We start from the raw sequence: 15,982 nt of genomic DNA, 5'->3' as shown, positions 1-15,982 counted from the left end.
ATTTTCAGGCCCCGAAAAAACAGCCCGGGGCCCACCTGCTCGACCAGCAAGGCGGCTCCCCCCGGCCTGTCCGTCAGGTCTGGTTGCTTGCGGCCTCGGCGGCCTGCCTGCGGCGTTTTTCGCGCCGGGCTTCCATTTCGTAATAATAGGTCGGCAGAATGAACAATGTCAGAAGGGTTGCAATACCCAACCCGCCGACAACCACGGTCGCAAGGCCACGCTGCACATCCGTGCCGATCCCCGTGGCCAGGGCCGCGGGCAGCATGCCCACGCTGGCAACGGTCGCGGTCATCAGCACGGGGCGGAAACGCTGGCCTGCCCCGTCCAGCACCGCCGCGCGCAGGGGTTCGCCCTCCGCCCGCAGGCGGTTGAAGTTGGAAACCATGATAATGCCATTCTGGATAGCGACACCGAACAGGGCGATGAACCCTACGGCCGTTGCGATATTCAGGGTCTCGCCACGCACATGCAATGCGATCAGCCCGCCCAATGTGGCCATGGGCACGACAATCAGGACCAGCACCGCCTGGCGCATGGCCCCGAACTGGAAGAACAGCAGCACCAGCATGATGGCGAACATCACGCCCAGTGCAACGGTCAGGCGCGATTCCGCACGCTGGGCCTGCTCGAACGTGCCGGCCCATTCCAGGCGGTAGACGGTCGGGTCGTAATGGACATGGGCTGCAATGCTCTGTTGCGCATCCGCCAGGTATTGGGAAAGCGGCCTCTGCCCGTTATCGAGGCGGATCGTAAGCTGGCGGTGGTTGCGCTCATGCGCGATCGTGCCTTCGCCCGTCCGCAGCGTGACATGGGCGACGGCACCCAGCGGAATCCGCGCGCCCGAAGGGGCGGTAAGCGGGAAATGGCGGATGATATCCAGATTGCTGTTGATGGCGCGCGGGATATGCACCGTCATGTTATAGACGCGGTTACCCACATAGATGGAAGACACTGGCGCATCCCCGATCATGTTCTGGACCACGGCCATGATATCCGTCGCACTAAAGCCGTAACGCGCTGCGGCCATGCGGTCGAGCGTGACATCCAGTTCCGGAATTTCCGGCTCCTGGAAGATGGAGGCCGCCGCCGTGCCGGGCACCCTGCGCAGCACGGACACGATCTGCGTGCCGATCCGGCGCAGTTCGCGCAGATCATCGCCATAAACACGCAGGACCAGGGGAGAATGCGCGCCCCCAACAAGATCGTTCATGTTGTCGGCGATAGGCTGGCTGATACCGAAGCTGATACCCGGTATCTGGCTCAGCCGGGCACTCAGCCTGGCAACGAACTGGCGCTTTGTCTCCCCCCGCGCCCATTCGCTATAGGGTTTGAGCCCCACCGGCACCTCGATATGCGACGGTGTCCAGGGGTCCGTGCCGGAATCGCTGCGGCCAAGCTGGGTCACGGCATAGCTTGTCTCGGGGAAGGAGCGAATGGCCGCCCTGATCTCGTCCGCGATGTCGCTCGCTTTTTCCAGCGACAGGCCCGATGGAAGCTGGACCTGGATCCACAACGCCCCTTCATCCAGGTCGGGCAGGAATTCCCGCCCCGCGGTCGCCCCCAGATAGCCGATCAGGATAAAGGCCACGACCCCCGCGCCATAGGCCAGCAGCGGTCGGCCAAGGCTGTAATCCAGCCCCCGGTGATAGACATGGTGCAACCAGTCCAGCGGCTTGTTGTGATAAAGCCTGTGCGGCTTGCGCAAGGCCAGAAAGGCCAGGGACGGAACAAGCGTGATCGCACATAACAGCGCGCCCAGCAGTGCGAAGCTGACCGTGAACGCCATGGGCCGGAACAGTTTTCCCGCAGCCCCTTCGAAGGCGAACAGGGGTCCGTAGGCCACGATAATGATAAGGGTTGCGAAAAAAATCGCCTTGCCCATCGTTTCCGTGACTTCGAGGATATCGCCCACGGTCAGGACTTCATTCGGCTGGGCTTCGCGCAGGCGCAGGATCGCCTCGGTCACGACGATCGCGCCATCGACAATCACCCCGAAGTCGATCGCCCCCAGCGAGAACAGATTGGCCGGCATGTCCAGCGCGGTCATGATGACGAACAGCGTGGCCAGGGAAAGTGGAATGGTCACGGCAGCGACAATCGCGCTGCGCGGGCTGCCCAGGAACACCACCAGCACCACAAAGACCAGCCCCATCCCTTCGAGAACCGTATGGGCGACTTTTTCGGTCGTGGCGTGCACCAGATTGTCACGGTCGATATATGGGACGATCCGCACGCCCTGGGGGGCAAGCTGTTTTTGCAGTTCATTGACCCGGGCATGCAGCGCCGCCAGCACCTGCGACGGGTTCTGGCCGTTCTGGATTGCGATAATGCCTTCAAGCGTGTCGGCATTGTTATCCAGCCCCAGAATGCCCTGGCGCACCTGGTGGCCGAACTGCATCTGCCCCAGATCGCGGATGCGCACCGGCTGGCCGTCATGCTGGGCCACACCGATCTCGCCCATTTCGCCCAGCGTATGGATCATGCCGACCCCACGCACGATATAGGACTGATCGCCCCGCGTAACGCGGTCGCCCCCGGCGTTGAGGTTGTTGTTGCGCAGCGCATTCAGCACGTCATTGATGCCGATATTGTATTTATTGAGCGCATCGGGATCGAGCAGAAGCTGGTATTCCTTGGTGAAACCGCCGAAATTGCTGACCGACACCACACCGGGAATTTGCATCAGGTCCGGAATGACGACCCAGTTCTGAATATCGGAAAGCTGCATCAGGTTCAGCTTGTCCGACTGTAACGTATAACGGTACACCTCCCCCGCCGGGCCGGTGACCGGTCCCAGCACGGGCATGGCCCCGGACGGCAGGTTGACGACCTGGCCGATCTGCTGGGTTACGCGGTCGCGCGCGAAGTAGACGTCCGTGCCGTCCTTGAAAATGAGCGTGATCAGAGACAGGCCGAACGTACTGCTCGACCGGCTGTCGATCAGCCCTGGAACACTGGCCAACTGGCGTTCAAGCGGGGTCGTTATCTGCTGTTCGACCTCCTCGGCCGCAAGACCGGACACCTGTGTGGTGACGACCACATTCACCGATCCCAGATCGGGATAGGCTTCAACGGAGATTTCACGCCAAGCCAGCGCGCCGAAACAGGCGAGCATGGCCATGGCCGTAAACACAATACGCCTGTTGCGCAGGCAAAAGCCGATAATCTTGTTAATCATCGTTCAGGAGCACCGCGCCCTGTGTCACGACACGTTCCCCGACGGAAAGACCGTCCAGAACATGGCTGTCGGCCCCGTCGTCATAAACGATATCGACCACACGCCGCCTGAACACATTGGGCCTGACTTCCACGAACACGGTCGTGGCGTCGTTGTTCATCAGCAATGCCGTCTGCGGCACGATAATTTCCGGTGGCCTGGGCACGGCAATGGTAACATGCGCATACATGCCCGGGCGCAGGACACCGCTGGGATTGGCCACCTCGAAATGCACGCCAAGGCGGCGCGTATCGCCCTGTATGGTGGGGGGCAGCCCACCCAATGCGCCGCCCAGCACCACATCGGGCACGGCGGGCAGGGTCGCATGCGCTTCCATGCCGGCGTGCAGAAGCGGGCTCTGGTCTTCGGCCACGTCCCCCACGATCCAGACCTTGCTCGTATCCACCAGCGTCATCAGCACAGCGGTGGGATCGGTCACATTGGTGCCCACGGCGGTGGCCACGGTGCCGATGACACCATCGATGGGTGCGACAAGGGGAATGAAACAACCCGTCTGCGACCCGGAAGCGGTGCTGTCGTCCTGGCCCAGTGCCGCAAGCCGTTCCGTGGTGCGCTGGTATTCCGCCTGTGCCTGTTCATAGGCGGCACGCGAACTTTCCAGATCCTTGACGGCGGCCCCACCCACGCCAAGAACGCTCTGGCCCCGCTTGAACTGCTTTTCGGCCAGCGCGAGGGCGGAGCGGGCCTTTTCTTCATCCGTGCAGGCCTGCGCCATGTCGCCCGATGCGATCAACGCCAGCAACTGCCCACGCCTGACCGCATCACCGGGCGCGACATCCAGCCGCGCGATGCGGCCGGTCAAGGGCGCCAGCAGGTTGATGCTGCGCGCGGGCTCCGCCACGACCTGCCCCGGCGCATCGATATCCTGCGGCCGCGCCTGCGCGGTCACGGCTTCCACCTTCAGGCGCGGGATGACGGGGGAATTGGGGTCGACCGTCAGGTCGCCATTCGCATCGCGATGGATGGTGGGCGAGTCCGCACCCCGCACCTGGCCAGCCGACATCATGCCCAATGCCGCCAGTGCGGAGAAAACCCACACCGGGCGCGCCCATCCATATCTCTTACGTTTCATAAGTATTTGACTCGAAACTGTTATTTTTTGTCGACAGGAAAGTGGAATCAAAAAGGGCAGATCTGTTCGCAGGTGTTCTGGCCGTGGAAAAACCCGCCGCTCCGTCGGGTGGCCCACAGTGTCGTATGGCCTAGTCGTCCACGGCGGGAATATCAATAGCACCTCTATAATGTCACACAGGCGAACCCGGGCCACGACGATAAAAGAGATCATCCCGCCTGTGCAAACTTATGCCCCCGCACGCCAAAACGCCAGATCGTCATAACGCCGGCAGGTATCCCGCCTGGGCATGAGACGCGCGATTACGCGACAGCGGGCCCCTTCCCCGCCCCGTTGTCCGGCCTTGCGGGCGCTGCGGGTTCGGGCAGCGGAAGGAACATGGGCTGGGCGCGCTCCACCTCCTGGCGCAGCACCCCTGACAGATGCCGGATACGCGAGGTGCGGCTTTCATCCGCACGGGTGATGAGCCAGTACGTGCGGGTCAGGTTCATGCTCAGCGGCAGCACGCGCACCAGACCGGGCCTGGACTCCGCCACAAAGGCTGGCAGCACCCCCAGACACAGCCCGGCCGCCACGGCCGCCATCTGCGCCTGGATGGAGGAATTCTGGATCCTGACAAGCTGCTGGCCGATCCCCAGCCCTTCCAGGTAATCCAGCCCGCGCGTGAACAGCAGTTCGTCCACATACCCTGCAAACATATGGTGCGACAGGTCGGCCGGGGTGCGTACGGGTTTATGCCGGACCAGATAATCGGGGCTGGCGTAAATGAACAGGCGGTAATCCGTGAGCTTTTCGGCCACGAACCGGTTTCCGCTGGGCAGGGTCAGGGTGACGGCGATATCCGCCTGGCGGCGCGAGAGCGAGACGATCTGCTGGATCGTCACCATTTCGACCGTAAGGGCGGGGTTGGTCGCGAGAAGCGCCCCGATCCGCGGGGCGAGAAAGAAATTGGCAAAGCCTTCCAGCGCGCTGATCCGCACCGTGCCGGACAGCCCGCCCTCGCCCCCGGCTTCGACTCCCTTCGCCTCGTGCTCCATGGCTTCGACCCGCGCCAGCAGGCGTTCACCTTGTCGTGTAAGGGCGTAGCCCCGCAGGTGCCGCTCGAACAGGATCGTGCCCGTCGCGTCCTCAAGCGACTGGATATGCCGCCCGACCGTTGCGTGGTCCACGTTCAGCGCGCGGGCGGCAACCGAGAGCGATCCCCCGCGCGCCACGGCCAGAAAATACTGCAAGTCCCGCCAGTCCAGCCCCCGCCTTGTCATGCCCGCATCCTTTTCCAACCCACCCGAATGGCGCGTTGCCTGTGCATATTTGCACATAGGATGGGCGAAAAATCCTAATTTTCGCGTGGGGGGCACCGCGCTATCGCGAAAAACGTCAACAACCAAGAAGCGGCGGGGCCCAACGCCCTTAAAGCCGCCTCTGAGCCGGAACCGAAAAGGGGATGCTCATGACTGCCCTAGTTCTCCCGCCTTTTGTACGCCTTGGCGGCGGCGCCCTGAACGAATTGCCGACCGCACTGCGCCAGGCCGGCCTGTCCCGCCCGTTCCTGATCACCGATCCGTTCATGGCGGCATCGGGCACGCTTGAACGCGTCAGGGTCATCCTGCGCGAAAGTGGTGTTGAACTGCGCGCTTTTACCGGCACCGTTCCAGACCCCACGGTCGCCTGCGTCAACACCGCGCTTGCCGCCCTGCGCGAGGGCAAACACGATTGCGTTATCGGCCTGGGTGGTGGCAGCCCGATCGATACCGCCAAGATGGTCGCGGTGCTGGCGGTGCACGACACCACCCCCGCCGCCCTGAAAGTGCCCCATGTGCAGGACGTGCCCGGCCTGCCCGTTATCGCCATTCCTACCACGGCTGGTACCGGCTCGGAAGCCACGCGCGTGACCGTCATCACCGATGAGACGACGGATGAGAAAATGCTGTGCATGGGCATCGCCTACCAGCCGCGCATTGCCATTGTCGATTACGAACTCACCCTGTCCATGCCCCGCCGCCTGACCGCCGACACGGGAACGGACGCGCTGACCCATGCGCTGGAAGCCTATGTATCGCGCCGCGCCAGCCCGTTCACGGACGCACTGGCCCTGACGGCCATGAAACGCATCTGGGCCTGTTTGCCCACGGCCTGCGCTGACCCCGGCAACCACACGGCGCGGGCCGAGGTCATGCAGGGCGCGTTCGAGGCGGGCATGGCGTTTTCCAACGCCTCTGTCGCCCTTGTCCATGGCATGAGCCGACCGATCGGCGCGCATTTTCATGTGCCGCACGGGCTGTCCAACGCCATGCTGCTGCCCGAAATCACGGCGTGGTCGCTGTCGGGCAGCCCCGCACGCTACGCGGTATGTGCACGCGCCATGGGCATTGCGGATGAAAACCTCTCCGACGATGCGGCGGGAACGGCCCTTGTCAAAGCCCTGCGCGAACGCAATGCCGAAATTGGCGTGCCCAGCCCCAAGGGGTTCGGGCTGGATGCAAAACGCTGGGACAATCTTCTGCCTCTCATGGCCGAGCAGGCACTTGCCTCCGGCTCCCCCGCCAATAATCCGCGTGTCCCGACGGCATCAGAGATCGTGGAACTCTACTGCCGTGTCTGGGCCTGAAAGGAAGGGAGGGAACGACCATGGCCACCACACCTGCACAGACCCGCTCCATGCACGGTCTTGTCTTCGCCTCCAGTGTCGGCACCATTATCGAATGGTACGACTTCTTCCTTTATGGCAGCCTTGCGATCTTTTTCGCCAAGCTGTTCTACCCGCCGGGTGAAGGCGTTGCGGCAACCCTGATCAGTGTCGCGACCTTTGCCACCGGCTTTGCCGTGCGCCCACTGGGCAGCCTTATCTTCGGCCATCTGGGCGACCGGTTCGGCCGCAAGGTGACATTCCTGACCACGCTGCTGATCATGGGGTGTTCCACCGCCGCGATCGGTATCCTGCCCACCTTCGCCACGGCCGGGTACCTTGCCCCCGTGCTGCTGGTGACGCTGCGCATTGTCCAGGGCCTGGCCCTGGGGGGCGAATATGGCGGGGCCGCGACCTATGTCACGGAACATTCGCCCCCGCATGAACGGGGCAAATGGGCCAGCTACATCCAGGCCATGGCGTCTGGCGGGTTTATCCTTTCGCTGGGCATGGTCATCGGGCTGCGCGTCACTTTGGGCGAAGCGGCATTCGGGGACTGGGGCTGGCGCCTGCCCTTCCTGATTTCCGTCGTCCTTGTCGCGGTGTCATTCCGCATCCGCCTGCGGCTGCACGAATCCCCCGTCTTTGTGGAAATGCAGGAAAACAGCCAGCTTTCGGCCTCTCCCATAAAGGATACATTCGCCATACCGGGCAATGCGCGCCGGATTGTCATGTTCCTGTTCGGCGTGGCCTGCGCGCAGGCTGTCACGTTCTATACCGCCCAGTTCTACGCGCTGTATTTCCTGCAAAGCGTGCTCAAGGTCGCCTTCCTGCCCGCGACCCTGGCCGTGGCCGCCGGGGCTTTCCTGGGCCTGCCGTTCTTTGTCATCTTCGGCGCGCTGTCCGACCGGATCGGTCGCAAGCGCCTGTCACTTCTAGGCATGGCTGCGGCCGTCGTGCTTTACCTGCCCCTGTTCATGCTGCTGCGCTCCGCCGTCCATCCCGACGGGATCGCGTTCCTGCCTGTCACTTTCACGATTTTCGCACTCGTCGTCATAGCCGCCCTCATTTACGGCCCTTACGGCGCGTTCATTGTCGAAAGTTTTCCCGCCCATGTCCGCTACACGTCCATTTCCATTCCCTACCATATCGGCAACGGCATATTCGGCGGTTTTCTGCCCCTTATCAGCCTGAGCCTCGTCAGCCGGACCGGCAATGTCTTTGCTGGCCTGCTCTACCCTGTTGCGGTCTGCGCCGTGGGCTTTGTCGTCACCTGGGCCTGCGTGCCTGAAACACTCCCGCAGGGCAGCGGCGAAAAACGCCAGGCCTCGTCCCTTTCGCATAACGGCCTCATGGCCGAGCCGGACCAGGCCGCCTGAACACGCATCGCAATCAGATCATTCAAGGACAAGACTAATGAAAATCATTCCCCACGTTATTGGCGGCGCCCACACCCCAGGAGTTGGCACCCGCCGTTCGGACGTATTCAACCCCGCCACGGGCGCTGTCAGCGCGCAGGTCGCCCTTGGCACCCAGGCGGATCTTGAAGCAGCCATTAGCGCCGCACGGAAAGTGGCCCCCATCTGGGCCAGCACCCCGGCCCTGACGCGTGCGCGTATTCTCTTTCGGGTCCGTGACCTGCTGGAAACACGCGCCGATGAACTGGCCGCGGCCATTACCGCCGAACACGGCAAGATCCATTCCGACGCCAGGGGCGAGGTCACACGCGGGCTGGAAGTGGTGGAGTTCGCAACGGCGGCGCCCGAAATCCTGAAAGGCGAATATACAGAACAGGTCAGCCGCGGGATCGACGCCTATACCGTGCGCCAGCCTCTGGGCATTGTGGCAGGGATTACACCATTCAATTTCCCGGTCATGGTGCCGCTGTGGATGGCGCCCATGGCCATTGCCACGGGTAACTGCTTCATTCTCAAGCCTTCGGAACGGGATCCGTCGGCTTCCGTCATCCTGGCCGATATCTTCAAGGAAGCGGGCCTGCCCGACGGGGTGTTCCAGGTCGTGCAGGGCGACAAGGACATGGTCAACGCCATTCTCGAACATCCCGCGATCCAGGCTGTCAGTTTCGTCGGGTCCACCCCCATTGCCAAGCACGTCTATGCCACCGGCACGGCCTACGGCAAGCGCGTGCAGGCTCTGGGCGGGGCCAAGAACCATGCCATTGTCATGCCTGACTGCGATCTTGAAAAAACGGTCGATGCGCTGCTGGGCGCAGCCTATGGATCAGCCGGGGAACGCTGCATGGCCATTTCGGTCGCGGTGGCGGTCGGCCCGGTTGCCGATCCGCTGATAAAGGCCCTGGCCGAACGGGTGCGCAGCCTGCGGATCGGCAACGGTACGGATGACAGCAACGAAATGGGGCCCCTTGTCACCGCGCAGCACAAGGCGCGCGTGAGCGATCTTGTCACCTCCGGCGAGCAGCAGGGTGCGGCACTGGTCGTGGATGGGCGCGAGCTTGCAGTACCCGGTCATGAAAAGGGCTTTTTTATCGGCGGAACGCTGTTCGACGCCGTAACCCCCGACATGCAGATATACCAAGAGGAAATTTTTGGCCCCGTGCTGGGTGTCATGCGCGCGCCGGATTTTGAAACGGCGCTCAAGCTGGTCAATGAAAGCCCTTACGGCAACGGTGCCGCCATTTTCACGCGCGATGGCGATACGGCACGCACCTTCACCCATGCCGTCAAGGCTGGCATGGTCGGTGTGAACGTGCCCATTCCCGTGCCCATGGCGTTCCATTCCTTCGGCGGGTGGAAGGACTCCCTGTTCGGGGACCATCATATGCACGGCCCCGAAGGGGTGCGGTTCTACACACGCCTGAAGGCCGTCACCACACGCTGGCCACAGGGCATTCGCCAGGGTGCTGAATTTGTCATGCCGACACTTGGCTAACCTCGCGACCGGCCCGTAGCCTTGCGGACAACAGAAATGGCGCGACCCCACAGGGGCCGCGCCATTTACGCATGAAGCAGGAACCGGCGATCAATCGCCCGTTCAGAGACTTTGAGGAAAATTAACCGTGTTTGAGATCACCCAGAATGGCATCCCCCGCGCGGAGCGAGAGTGCGGCCATTGTCAGGGTGGAGTTCACGGTCCCCGATGCCGCCATGGCGCCACCCGTCGCCAGGAACAGGTTGGGGTGGTCATGGGTTCTCAACCAGCTATCGACAACGGAATCCTTGGGGTCATGCCCCATCATGGTGCCGCCCGTAATATGGTTGTTGGGCGTGAAGAAGGACGACATTTCAATTTCCGTCCCGCCCATGGCCTTGGCGATCTTCATCAGATGCTGGCGTGAAAGCACGGCCGACTTGCGCACATACTCGCCCACGTCATACGTCACCTCGGGGTGGGGAATGCCCAGCGCGTCCTTGTGTTCCTTGGAAAGAACCAGCCGGTTGTCGGGGTGGGGCAGCACTTCATGGTTGGCGTAGATATCCACCCCATGGGCCGTGCGGCGGCGGATTTCGTCATCCAGCTTCTTGCCGACCAGCCCCATGGACAGGGCTTTCATGCCCGCGCGGGAATTCTGGGCGGTATTGTTGTAGCCGATCTGGATTGCCGCATATTCCGACCGGAAATCGCCATCGCGGAAATTGGTGATGGAACTCATCTGCACCGAGCCCCCACCCGCCCAGACAGGCTCGGCGGACTGGAAGCTCATGCCGATACCCGGATGGTCCATCATGTTGCGCCCGACCTGGTCGGACGAATTGGCAATGCCGTTGGGGTTGCGGTCATTGGCGGCCAGCAGCAGCAGTTTGGGTGTTTCGATCCCGTTGGCCGCGATCACGAATGTCCGGGCGACAACACGGTGCGACCCTTTGTCCGGGTCGTAGTAGTTCATGGCGACGATGTTGTTCTTGCCGTCGGTCTCGATCGAATAGACAACCGCATTGGCGATGATCTTGGCGCCGTGCCGTTCTGCTTTCCACGCACCGTACACACCGTGATACATCGCCCCGATCGGGCAGATGGGCATGCAGTTATTGTTGCCCACGCATTGCGGACGGCCATCGTACGGGCGGCTGTTGCGGGCCTGGGGCACGGGCGTATTGTCATAGCCCATCGGCTTGACGATATCCGTGAACAGCCGGTCACCCGGGCCGAACGGCATGGAATCCATGGGCCAGGGGTTTTTACGCGGTGCAGAGGGTATGATCTCCTGCCCGTTCGGGCCTTTCACGCCCATTTCAAGCTCGGCCGCGTAATAGTACGGCTCGATTTCGTCATAGCTCACGGCGTAATCGCGCCCAACGCCATAAGTCGATTTCAGCCGGAAATCGTTGGGCAGGTAGCGCCAGCTCGATCCGGCCCAGTGCCAGGTCGTGCCGCCCACGCCCTTGATAATGCCCTGCCGGTAGGCGCTGGCATCGGGGCCCTTGACGATCAGATACCCGTTATCGGGAAAATAGTTCGTATGCGGCGCCCACGGAACGGAGGGATAAGGCGTTGCATAGTCGTATTCCGACTTGTTGTGGGGCGGCATGTTGCGCCAGTTTTCGACAATCTGGTCGCGGTCGCGATGCGGTCCCGCGTCCAGCAGGATGACCGACAACCCGTTGCGCGCGAGCTTGTGCGCCAGCATGGACCCGCAAATACCAGCGCCAACGATGACGACATCCGCCGTCTGCGTATCTTGTGCCATAAGTAATTTCTCCTGTTTTCGGCTTAGCGTCTGGATTTGATGGCAAAACGGATCGCCAGGACGAGAGCGCCCAGCACCACGAGACCCGCAAGGACAAGGGCTGCCAGCACCTTGGGATCGGCCAGCTTGGCAATGGGCACCTGCGAACTGCCCGCACGGACCATGGCGACCGCCTTGGGCGTGACCGATGCCTGCGCATTGCCGAAATGGGTCAGCACGTAATTGGCGATGGAGGCGATCTGCTGGTCATCAAGCTGCTGAACCAGTGAATTCCCGTCAAAGCCGGGCATGAGCACCTGGTGCCCGTTCACGCTGCGATCGACCCCGAACAGGATGCTGGCGATCAGATCGTTCGGATTGCGCTGCCCGGTTGTGGTGTTGCCGACCAGGGACGGATAATAGCCATCCGCCGTGCCCTTGCCATCCGAATGGTGGCAGCTTGCACACACGGCTTCATACAGCACCGCGCCCGAGGCCGTGCTGGCCAGAAGGCTCTGGTCGCGCCGGGCATTGGCCGCACCGTAATCGAAGGGGGCCGGTGTGCCGCCATGGCTGAAATTGGGTGCGGTTACCCCGGGTTCGGCAATGGGGGGCACGGTTCTCAGATAGGCCACGATGGCGGCCATATCGGCAGGCGACAGATACTGGAAGCTGTGTTCCACCGCCTCTGCCATGGGGCCGGCGGCCCGGGCGTGTACCGTCTTGCCGGTTTGCAGGTATTCCTGCAATTCCTGCGCGGACCAGGCCCCGATACCCGCCACCGGATCACTGGTGATATTGGGTGCCCGCCACGACCCGATATCCGCCCCCGCCAGATAGGCGGATGCCTTGGGCGCCAGCGACAGGTTCCTGGGCGTATGGCATTCACCGCAATGGGCGGGCCCATCGGTCAGATATTTGCCGCGGTTCCACTGCGCGTCGTGCCTGGGATCGGCCACATAGGGGGACTGGACAATACTGTTCGCCAGTTTCCAGCCCCACAGGCTTGCGCGGACCGAGAACGGAAATGGCAGGCTGGTCTTGGGCGATGGCTGGTCGAGAGGCGGCACCTCATGCATGAAATAATCATACAGGGCCGCGATATCGGCATCCGTCAGCAGGCTGAACGAACCATAGGGCATGGCCGGGTAAAGCTGCGCGCCATCACGGCGCACGCCATGGCGAACCGCCTGCGCGAACTCCTCAAGCGAATAATTGCCGATACCAAATTGCTTGGACGGCGTGATATTCGTGGAATAGATCGCCCCCATGGGGGACTGGATGGCATAGCCGCCCGCAAGGTAGGCGCCATCGCGCCCGTTGGTATGGCAGGCCGCGCAGTCCGAGGCGATGGCAAGGTAATGGCCCCTGCTCATGGGTGCCTGCGCATGGGCGAAAGAAGGCCCCAGCAGGGCCAACGGAGCCGCCAGCAGGAAATGCCGAAGAGAGGCTCCGGCTTTCGAGACAGATTTTTTCATGGTTCGGCCCAGTTTAGAATTGTGGCATCTGCTCGATCGGAGCAGGTTCGGCGACCCAGTAATTCGGGCCGTTATGCGCGTAGGTCGGTATCACCACCACATCGCGCGCGGGCTGGTACATCAGCGCGTTTTCAAATGCATAGACCTTGGCCTGCGTGCCTTCCTCGATCACGCCCGAATACCAGCCGCGAATGATCAGCAGCAGCGTGTCGTGCAGCGGGGTGCCGCGCAGGGCCGCCTCCAGCGCCTCGACATCGGCCGGGGTGGTATCGGCCACGGTCTTGGCCAGGGCCGCCAGTTGCGCGCCAAATCCCGCATTCTGCGCCTGCAAGGCCGCCAGCAGGGAACGCCCCACAAGCGGGTCCAGGTTGGCGTGGCCTGTGGCGAAGCGCGAAAAAGCCAGGAACTGTGCGCTCTGCCCTTCAGCCGCGCCGACAGCGGCCCGGGCCACCGCAGGCCGGAACGATGCCGCAAACGCCCCAAGGCCCACGGCGCCAGACACCATCAGCAGACTGCGACGAGACACCATGCGGCTGCCTGGATGCAGTCCTTTCCGTCCTTCAGTGTTTTCCATATCATTCCCGAACTTATCAAGCGTTAGTCATTACGATACCGAAATACGCAAAACCTATTTTAAAAACAGGAAATTTTAGAAAAAATATCCAAAATCCGCGCCGCCATCGAACTGTGTGAAGACGGGGCACCATAACCGCAGACACCTGAATGAAATTGTAACTTTTTTTTGATAAAAACCGATCAATCGCGTCAATTCATAAATTTTATGTATTAAACTGTCATAACAAATACGTTCTGCGTTTAATATTTCACTCAAATCCTCGATTACTAAAACAGTCAGATAAAAAAAGTTGCATTAATTTTATTCCATAAGGTAGTTACCACCATCCCGCCGCCAGTTTAGTGCTGTCAACACAGTATAATTCTTGATTTGCCAAATCTATAACCAATATAACGAAATGTGATCGTTGTATTTTATTTTGGTTTTAGGTCGAATAAAAACTTCTAAAAAATTTTTTAACTGGATATTATAATCCGTAACGCATTATTCGACTGGGGAACGCATGACAGAATCGATACGTTACATTTTTCCTTGTTCATTTTTCTGTACGGGATTCCCTGCAATGACCCGCACCGTCACCCAGAAGGTGCCTGCACCGTACGGATATCCAGGCCATGGCAGAACGCTGGCAAGGCATTCAGGACTTTCTGGAACACAGAATCCAAGTCCTTCCCGCATAAAGGCATAAGCAGAATTCGCTGATCATTCGCTTTTCAACGACCGCAGCAGTGAATTTACATTATAAAATTCTGACGTTTTCTATAGGACTCCAATGGCTCGACACACTACATGGAACCATTCACGTTATTTCTTGAAAAGTGCCATATGGTCCACTCTCTTTTCCTGCCTGGTATTATTTTGCCACGCCCAGGCCCTTGCCCAGACATCCCCCAGCAAGGATACGCTTGAGGTCCATACCACACCGCCCACCCCCACCTACGAACCCACCGCGTATCCGATGGATAATGTGGGGGAATTCAATGTCGGCCCCATTATCCCCACCCTGGCGGGCGGGCCGCATCTGTTCGGTGACTGGCATGGCATGCAGCCATGGCTGCTCAAGCACGGGATTTTCCTGAATTTTTCCCTCAATGAGGAATTCATGGGCAATATCACCGGGGGCCGGACACGTGCGAACGTGCTGGCAGGCCAGGTGGCGGGGGAGCTTGATATCGACTGGCAGCGCCTTGCCGGCATAGACGGCATGTGGACGCATATGCTCGTCATCAACGGGCATGGCCGAAGCTTCAGCTACACGCTGGGTGATTCCATCACCAACCCCGAGCAGATCTACGGCGCGCGTGGCAATGTGGTCGCCCATCTTGTCGAGCTTTACATGGACAAGGCGTTTCTCAACAAACGCATCATCCTCTCGCTGGGCTATATCCCTACGGGGAGCTTCTTCGCCTACGACTATACGGCGTGTTTTTTCATGAACGTGTCCGTGTGCAGCAACTTCGCGCCCGGCAAGTACAATCCGGGCGGGCGTGACTGGCCTTCGGGCAATCTGGGCGGCGTGCTGCGTTTCCGCCCGACGGAGCAGACCTATATCATGGGCGGCGTTTTCGCCGTCAGCCCGCATTCCTACAATGGCGGCATTTCCGGCTGGGCATGGGCGCAGAGCGGGCTTGGCAAGATTTCCTCGCAGTTCGAAATCGGCTGGATGCCCGAATTCGGCAAGGACAAGCTGCGCGGCAACTACAAGATCGGCTATTGGTACGACAATTCGCGCTATCCCAACCTGTACCAGGACATCAACGGCAATTCCTTCCAGGCAACCGGCCTGCCCCGCCGTTACGAAGCGGGCATGAGTGTCGCCTGGCTCATGTTCAACCAGATGCTGGTGCGCAACGGCCCCGGCCTGATGAACGGCCTGATGATCGAAGGGGGTGCCGCCTACGCCCAGGGGAACGAGGTGGCCATGCGCGACCGTGAATGGGTGGGCTTTGTGGATAGCGGCACGCCGTGGAGCCGCCCCAACGATTCCGCGGGCATTTTGTTCCAGCATGTGGATATGAGCCACACGCTCCAGCAGCAGCAGGAATCCTCACGCGCCCTTGGCCTGCCCTACCTGTCCAACCAGTGGGGCCCTGTTTACGGCGTGCAGCGGTGGGAGAACATGTACGAAGCCTTCTACAGCTTCAACCTCGCCCCCGCCACCAATCTCCAGGCCGATTTCCAGTTCCTGCAACATCCCGGAGCGACAACAACTTTCAAGGATATCGCAATCCTCGGGGGGCAGTTCACGACCAATTTCTGACATGCTGCCCCGGTGCGCGCGAACCCTGCCTTGTGCATGCCCGCGCCACAGTGCCCCTACCGGGCACCCGGATATGACACATCATG

The 15,982-nt window shown here is 61.2% G+C and carries 10 protein-coding genes; 4 read left to right on the top strand and 6 right to left on the bottom strand.

Annotated features, from left to right (window positions below):
- Positions 1 to 73: 73 nt before the first annotated feature.
- From J2D77_RS11425 to J2D77_RS11415, 3 genes are all read right to left on the bottom strand, one after another.
- Positions 74 to 3,178 (bottom strand): efflux RND transporter permease subunit, encoded by a 3,105-nt coding sequence (locus tag J2D77_RS11425; protein WP_207846410.1) that lies wholly within the window; start codon positions 3,176 to 3,178, stop codon positions 74 to 76.
- Entirely contained in the window at positions 3,171 to 4,277 is a 1,107-nt protein-coding gene (locus J2D77_RS11420) for an efflux RND transporter periplasmic adaptor subunit (RefSeq protein ID WP_207846409.1), read from the bottom strand. The genes J2D77_RS11425 and J2D77_RS11420 overlap by 8 nt, the downstream gene beginning before the upstream one ends.
- A gap of 335 nt (positions 4,278 to 4,612) precedes the next feature.
- Positions 4,613 to 5,572, bottom strand: coding sequence for a LysR family transcriptional regulator (locus J2D77_RS11415; protein ID WP_207846408.1), 960 nt, complete (start codon positions 5,570 to 5,572; stop codon positions 4,613 to 4,615).
- Between the two features lie 188 nt (positions 5,573 to 5,760).
- Here J2D77_RS11415 and J2D77_RS11410 point away from each other — a divergent pair, with 188 nt between their 5' ends.
- Genes J2D77_RS11410 through J2D77_RS11400 form a run of 3 tightly spaced genes read left to right on the top strand, consistent with a single transcriptional unit; the run spans position 5,761 to position 9,846 of the window.
- Positions 5,761 to 6,918, top strand: coding sequence for an iron-containing alcohol dehydrogenase (locus J2D77_RS11410; RefSeq protein WP_207846407.1), 1,158 nt, complete (start codon positions 5,761 to 5,763; stop codon positions 6,916 to 6,918).
- Positions 6,919 to 6,938: 20 nt separating this feature from the next.
- Positions 6,939 to 8,315, top strand: a complete 1,377-nt coding sequence (locus J2D77_RS11405; protein ID WP_207846406.1) for an MFS transporter — start codon at positions 6,939 to 6,941, stop codon at positions 8,313 to 8,315.
- Between the two features lie 37 nt (positions 8,316 to 8,352).
- A complete protein-coding gene (locus tag J2D77_RS11400) occupies positions 8,353 to 9,846 on the top strand; it encodes a CoA-acylating methylmalonate-semialdehyde dehydrogenase (protein WP_207846405.1) in 1,494 nt (497 codons plus the stop codon).
- Positions 9,847 to 9,967: 121 nt separating this feature from the next.
- Here the strand turns inward: J2D77_RS11400 and J2D77_RS11395 are convergent, their stop codons facing one another.
- Genes J2D77_RS11395 through J2D77_RS11385 form a run of 3 tightly spaced genes read right to left on the bottom strand, consistent with a single transcriptional unit; the run spans position 9,968 to position 13,588 of the window.
- The gene (locus J2D77_RS11395) at positions 9,968 to 11,602 is read right to left on the bottom strand and encodes a GMC family oxidoreductase (protein ID WP_207846404.1); all 1,635 of its coding nucleotides are present in this window, start codon (positions 11,600 to 11,602) and stop codon (positions 9,968 to 9,970) included.
- A gap of 23 nt (positions 11,603 to 11,625) precedes the next feature.
- The gene (locus tag J2D77_RS11390) at positions 11,626 to 13,059 is read right to left on the bottom strand and encodes a cytochrome c (protein WP_207846403.1); all 1,434 of its coding nucleotides are present in this window, start codon (positions 13,057 to 13,059) and stop codon (positions 11,626 to 11,628) included.
- A 13-nt stretch (positions 13,060 to 13,072) separates the two neighbouring features.
- Positions 13,073 to 13,588, bottom strand: coding sequence for a sugar dehydrogenase complex small subunit (locus tag J2D77_RS11385; protein WP_207846402.1), 516 nt, complete (start codon positions 13,586 to 13,588; stop codon positions 13,073 to 13,075).
- A gap of 820 nt (positions 13,589 to 14,408) precedes the next feature.
- Here J2D77_RS11385 and J2D77_RS11380 point away from each other — a divergent pair.
- Positions 14,409 to 15,896, top strand: a complete 1,488-nt coding sequence (locus tag J2D77_RS11380; RefSeq protein WP_207846401.1) for a carbohydrate porin — start codon at positions 14,409 to 14,411, stop codon at positions 15,894 to 15,896.
- Positions 15,897 to 15,982: the final 86 nt, after the last annotated feature.

Origin of the sequence: Acetobacter garciniae, assembly GCF_017377735.1 — a bacterium.
GTDB classification, from domain to species: Bacteria; Pseudomonadota; Alphaproteobacteria; order Acetobacterales; family Acetobacteraceae; genus Acetobacter; species Acetobacter garciniae.
This window is presented reverse-complemented; position numbering and strand designations above follow the sequence as displayed.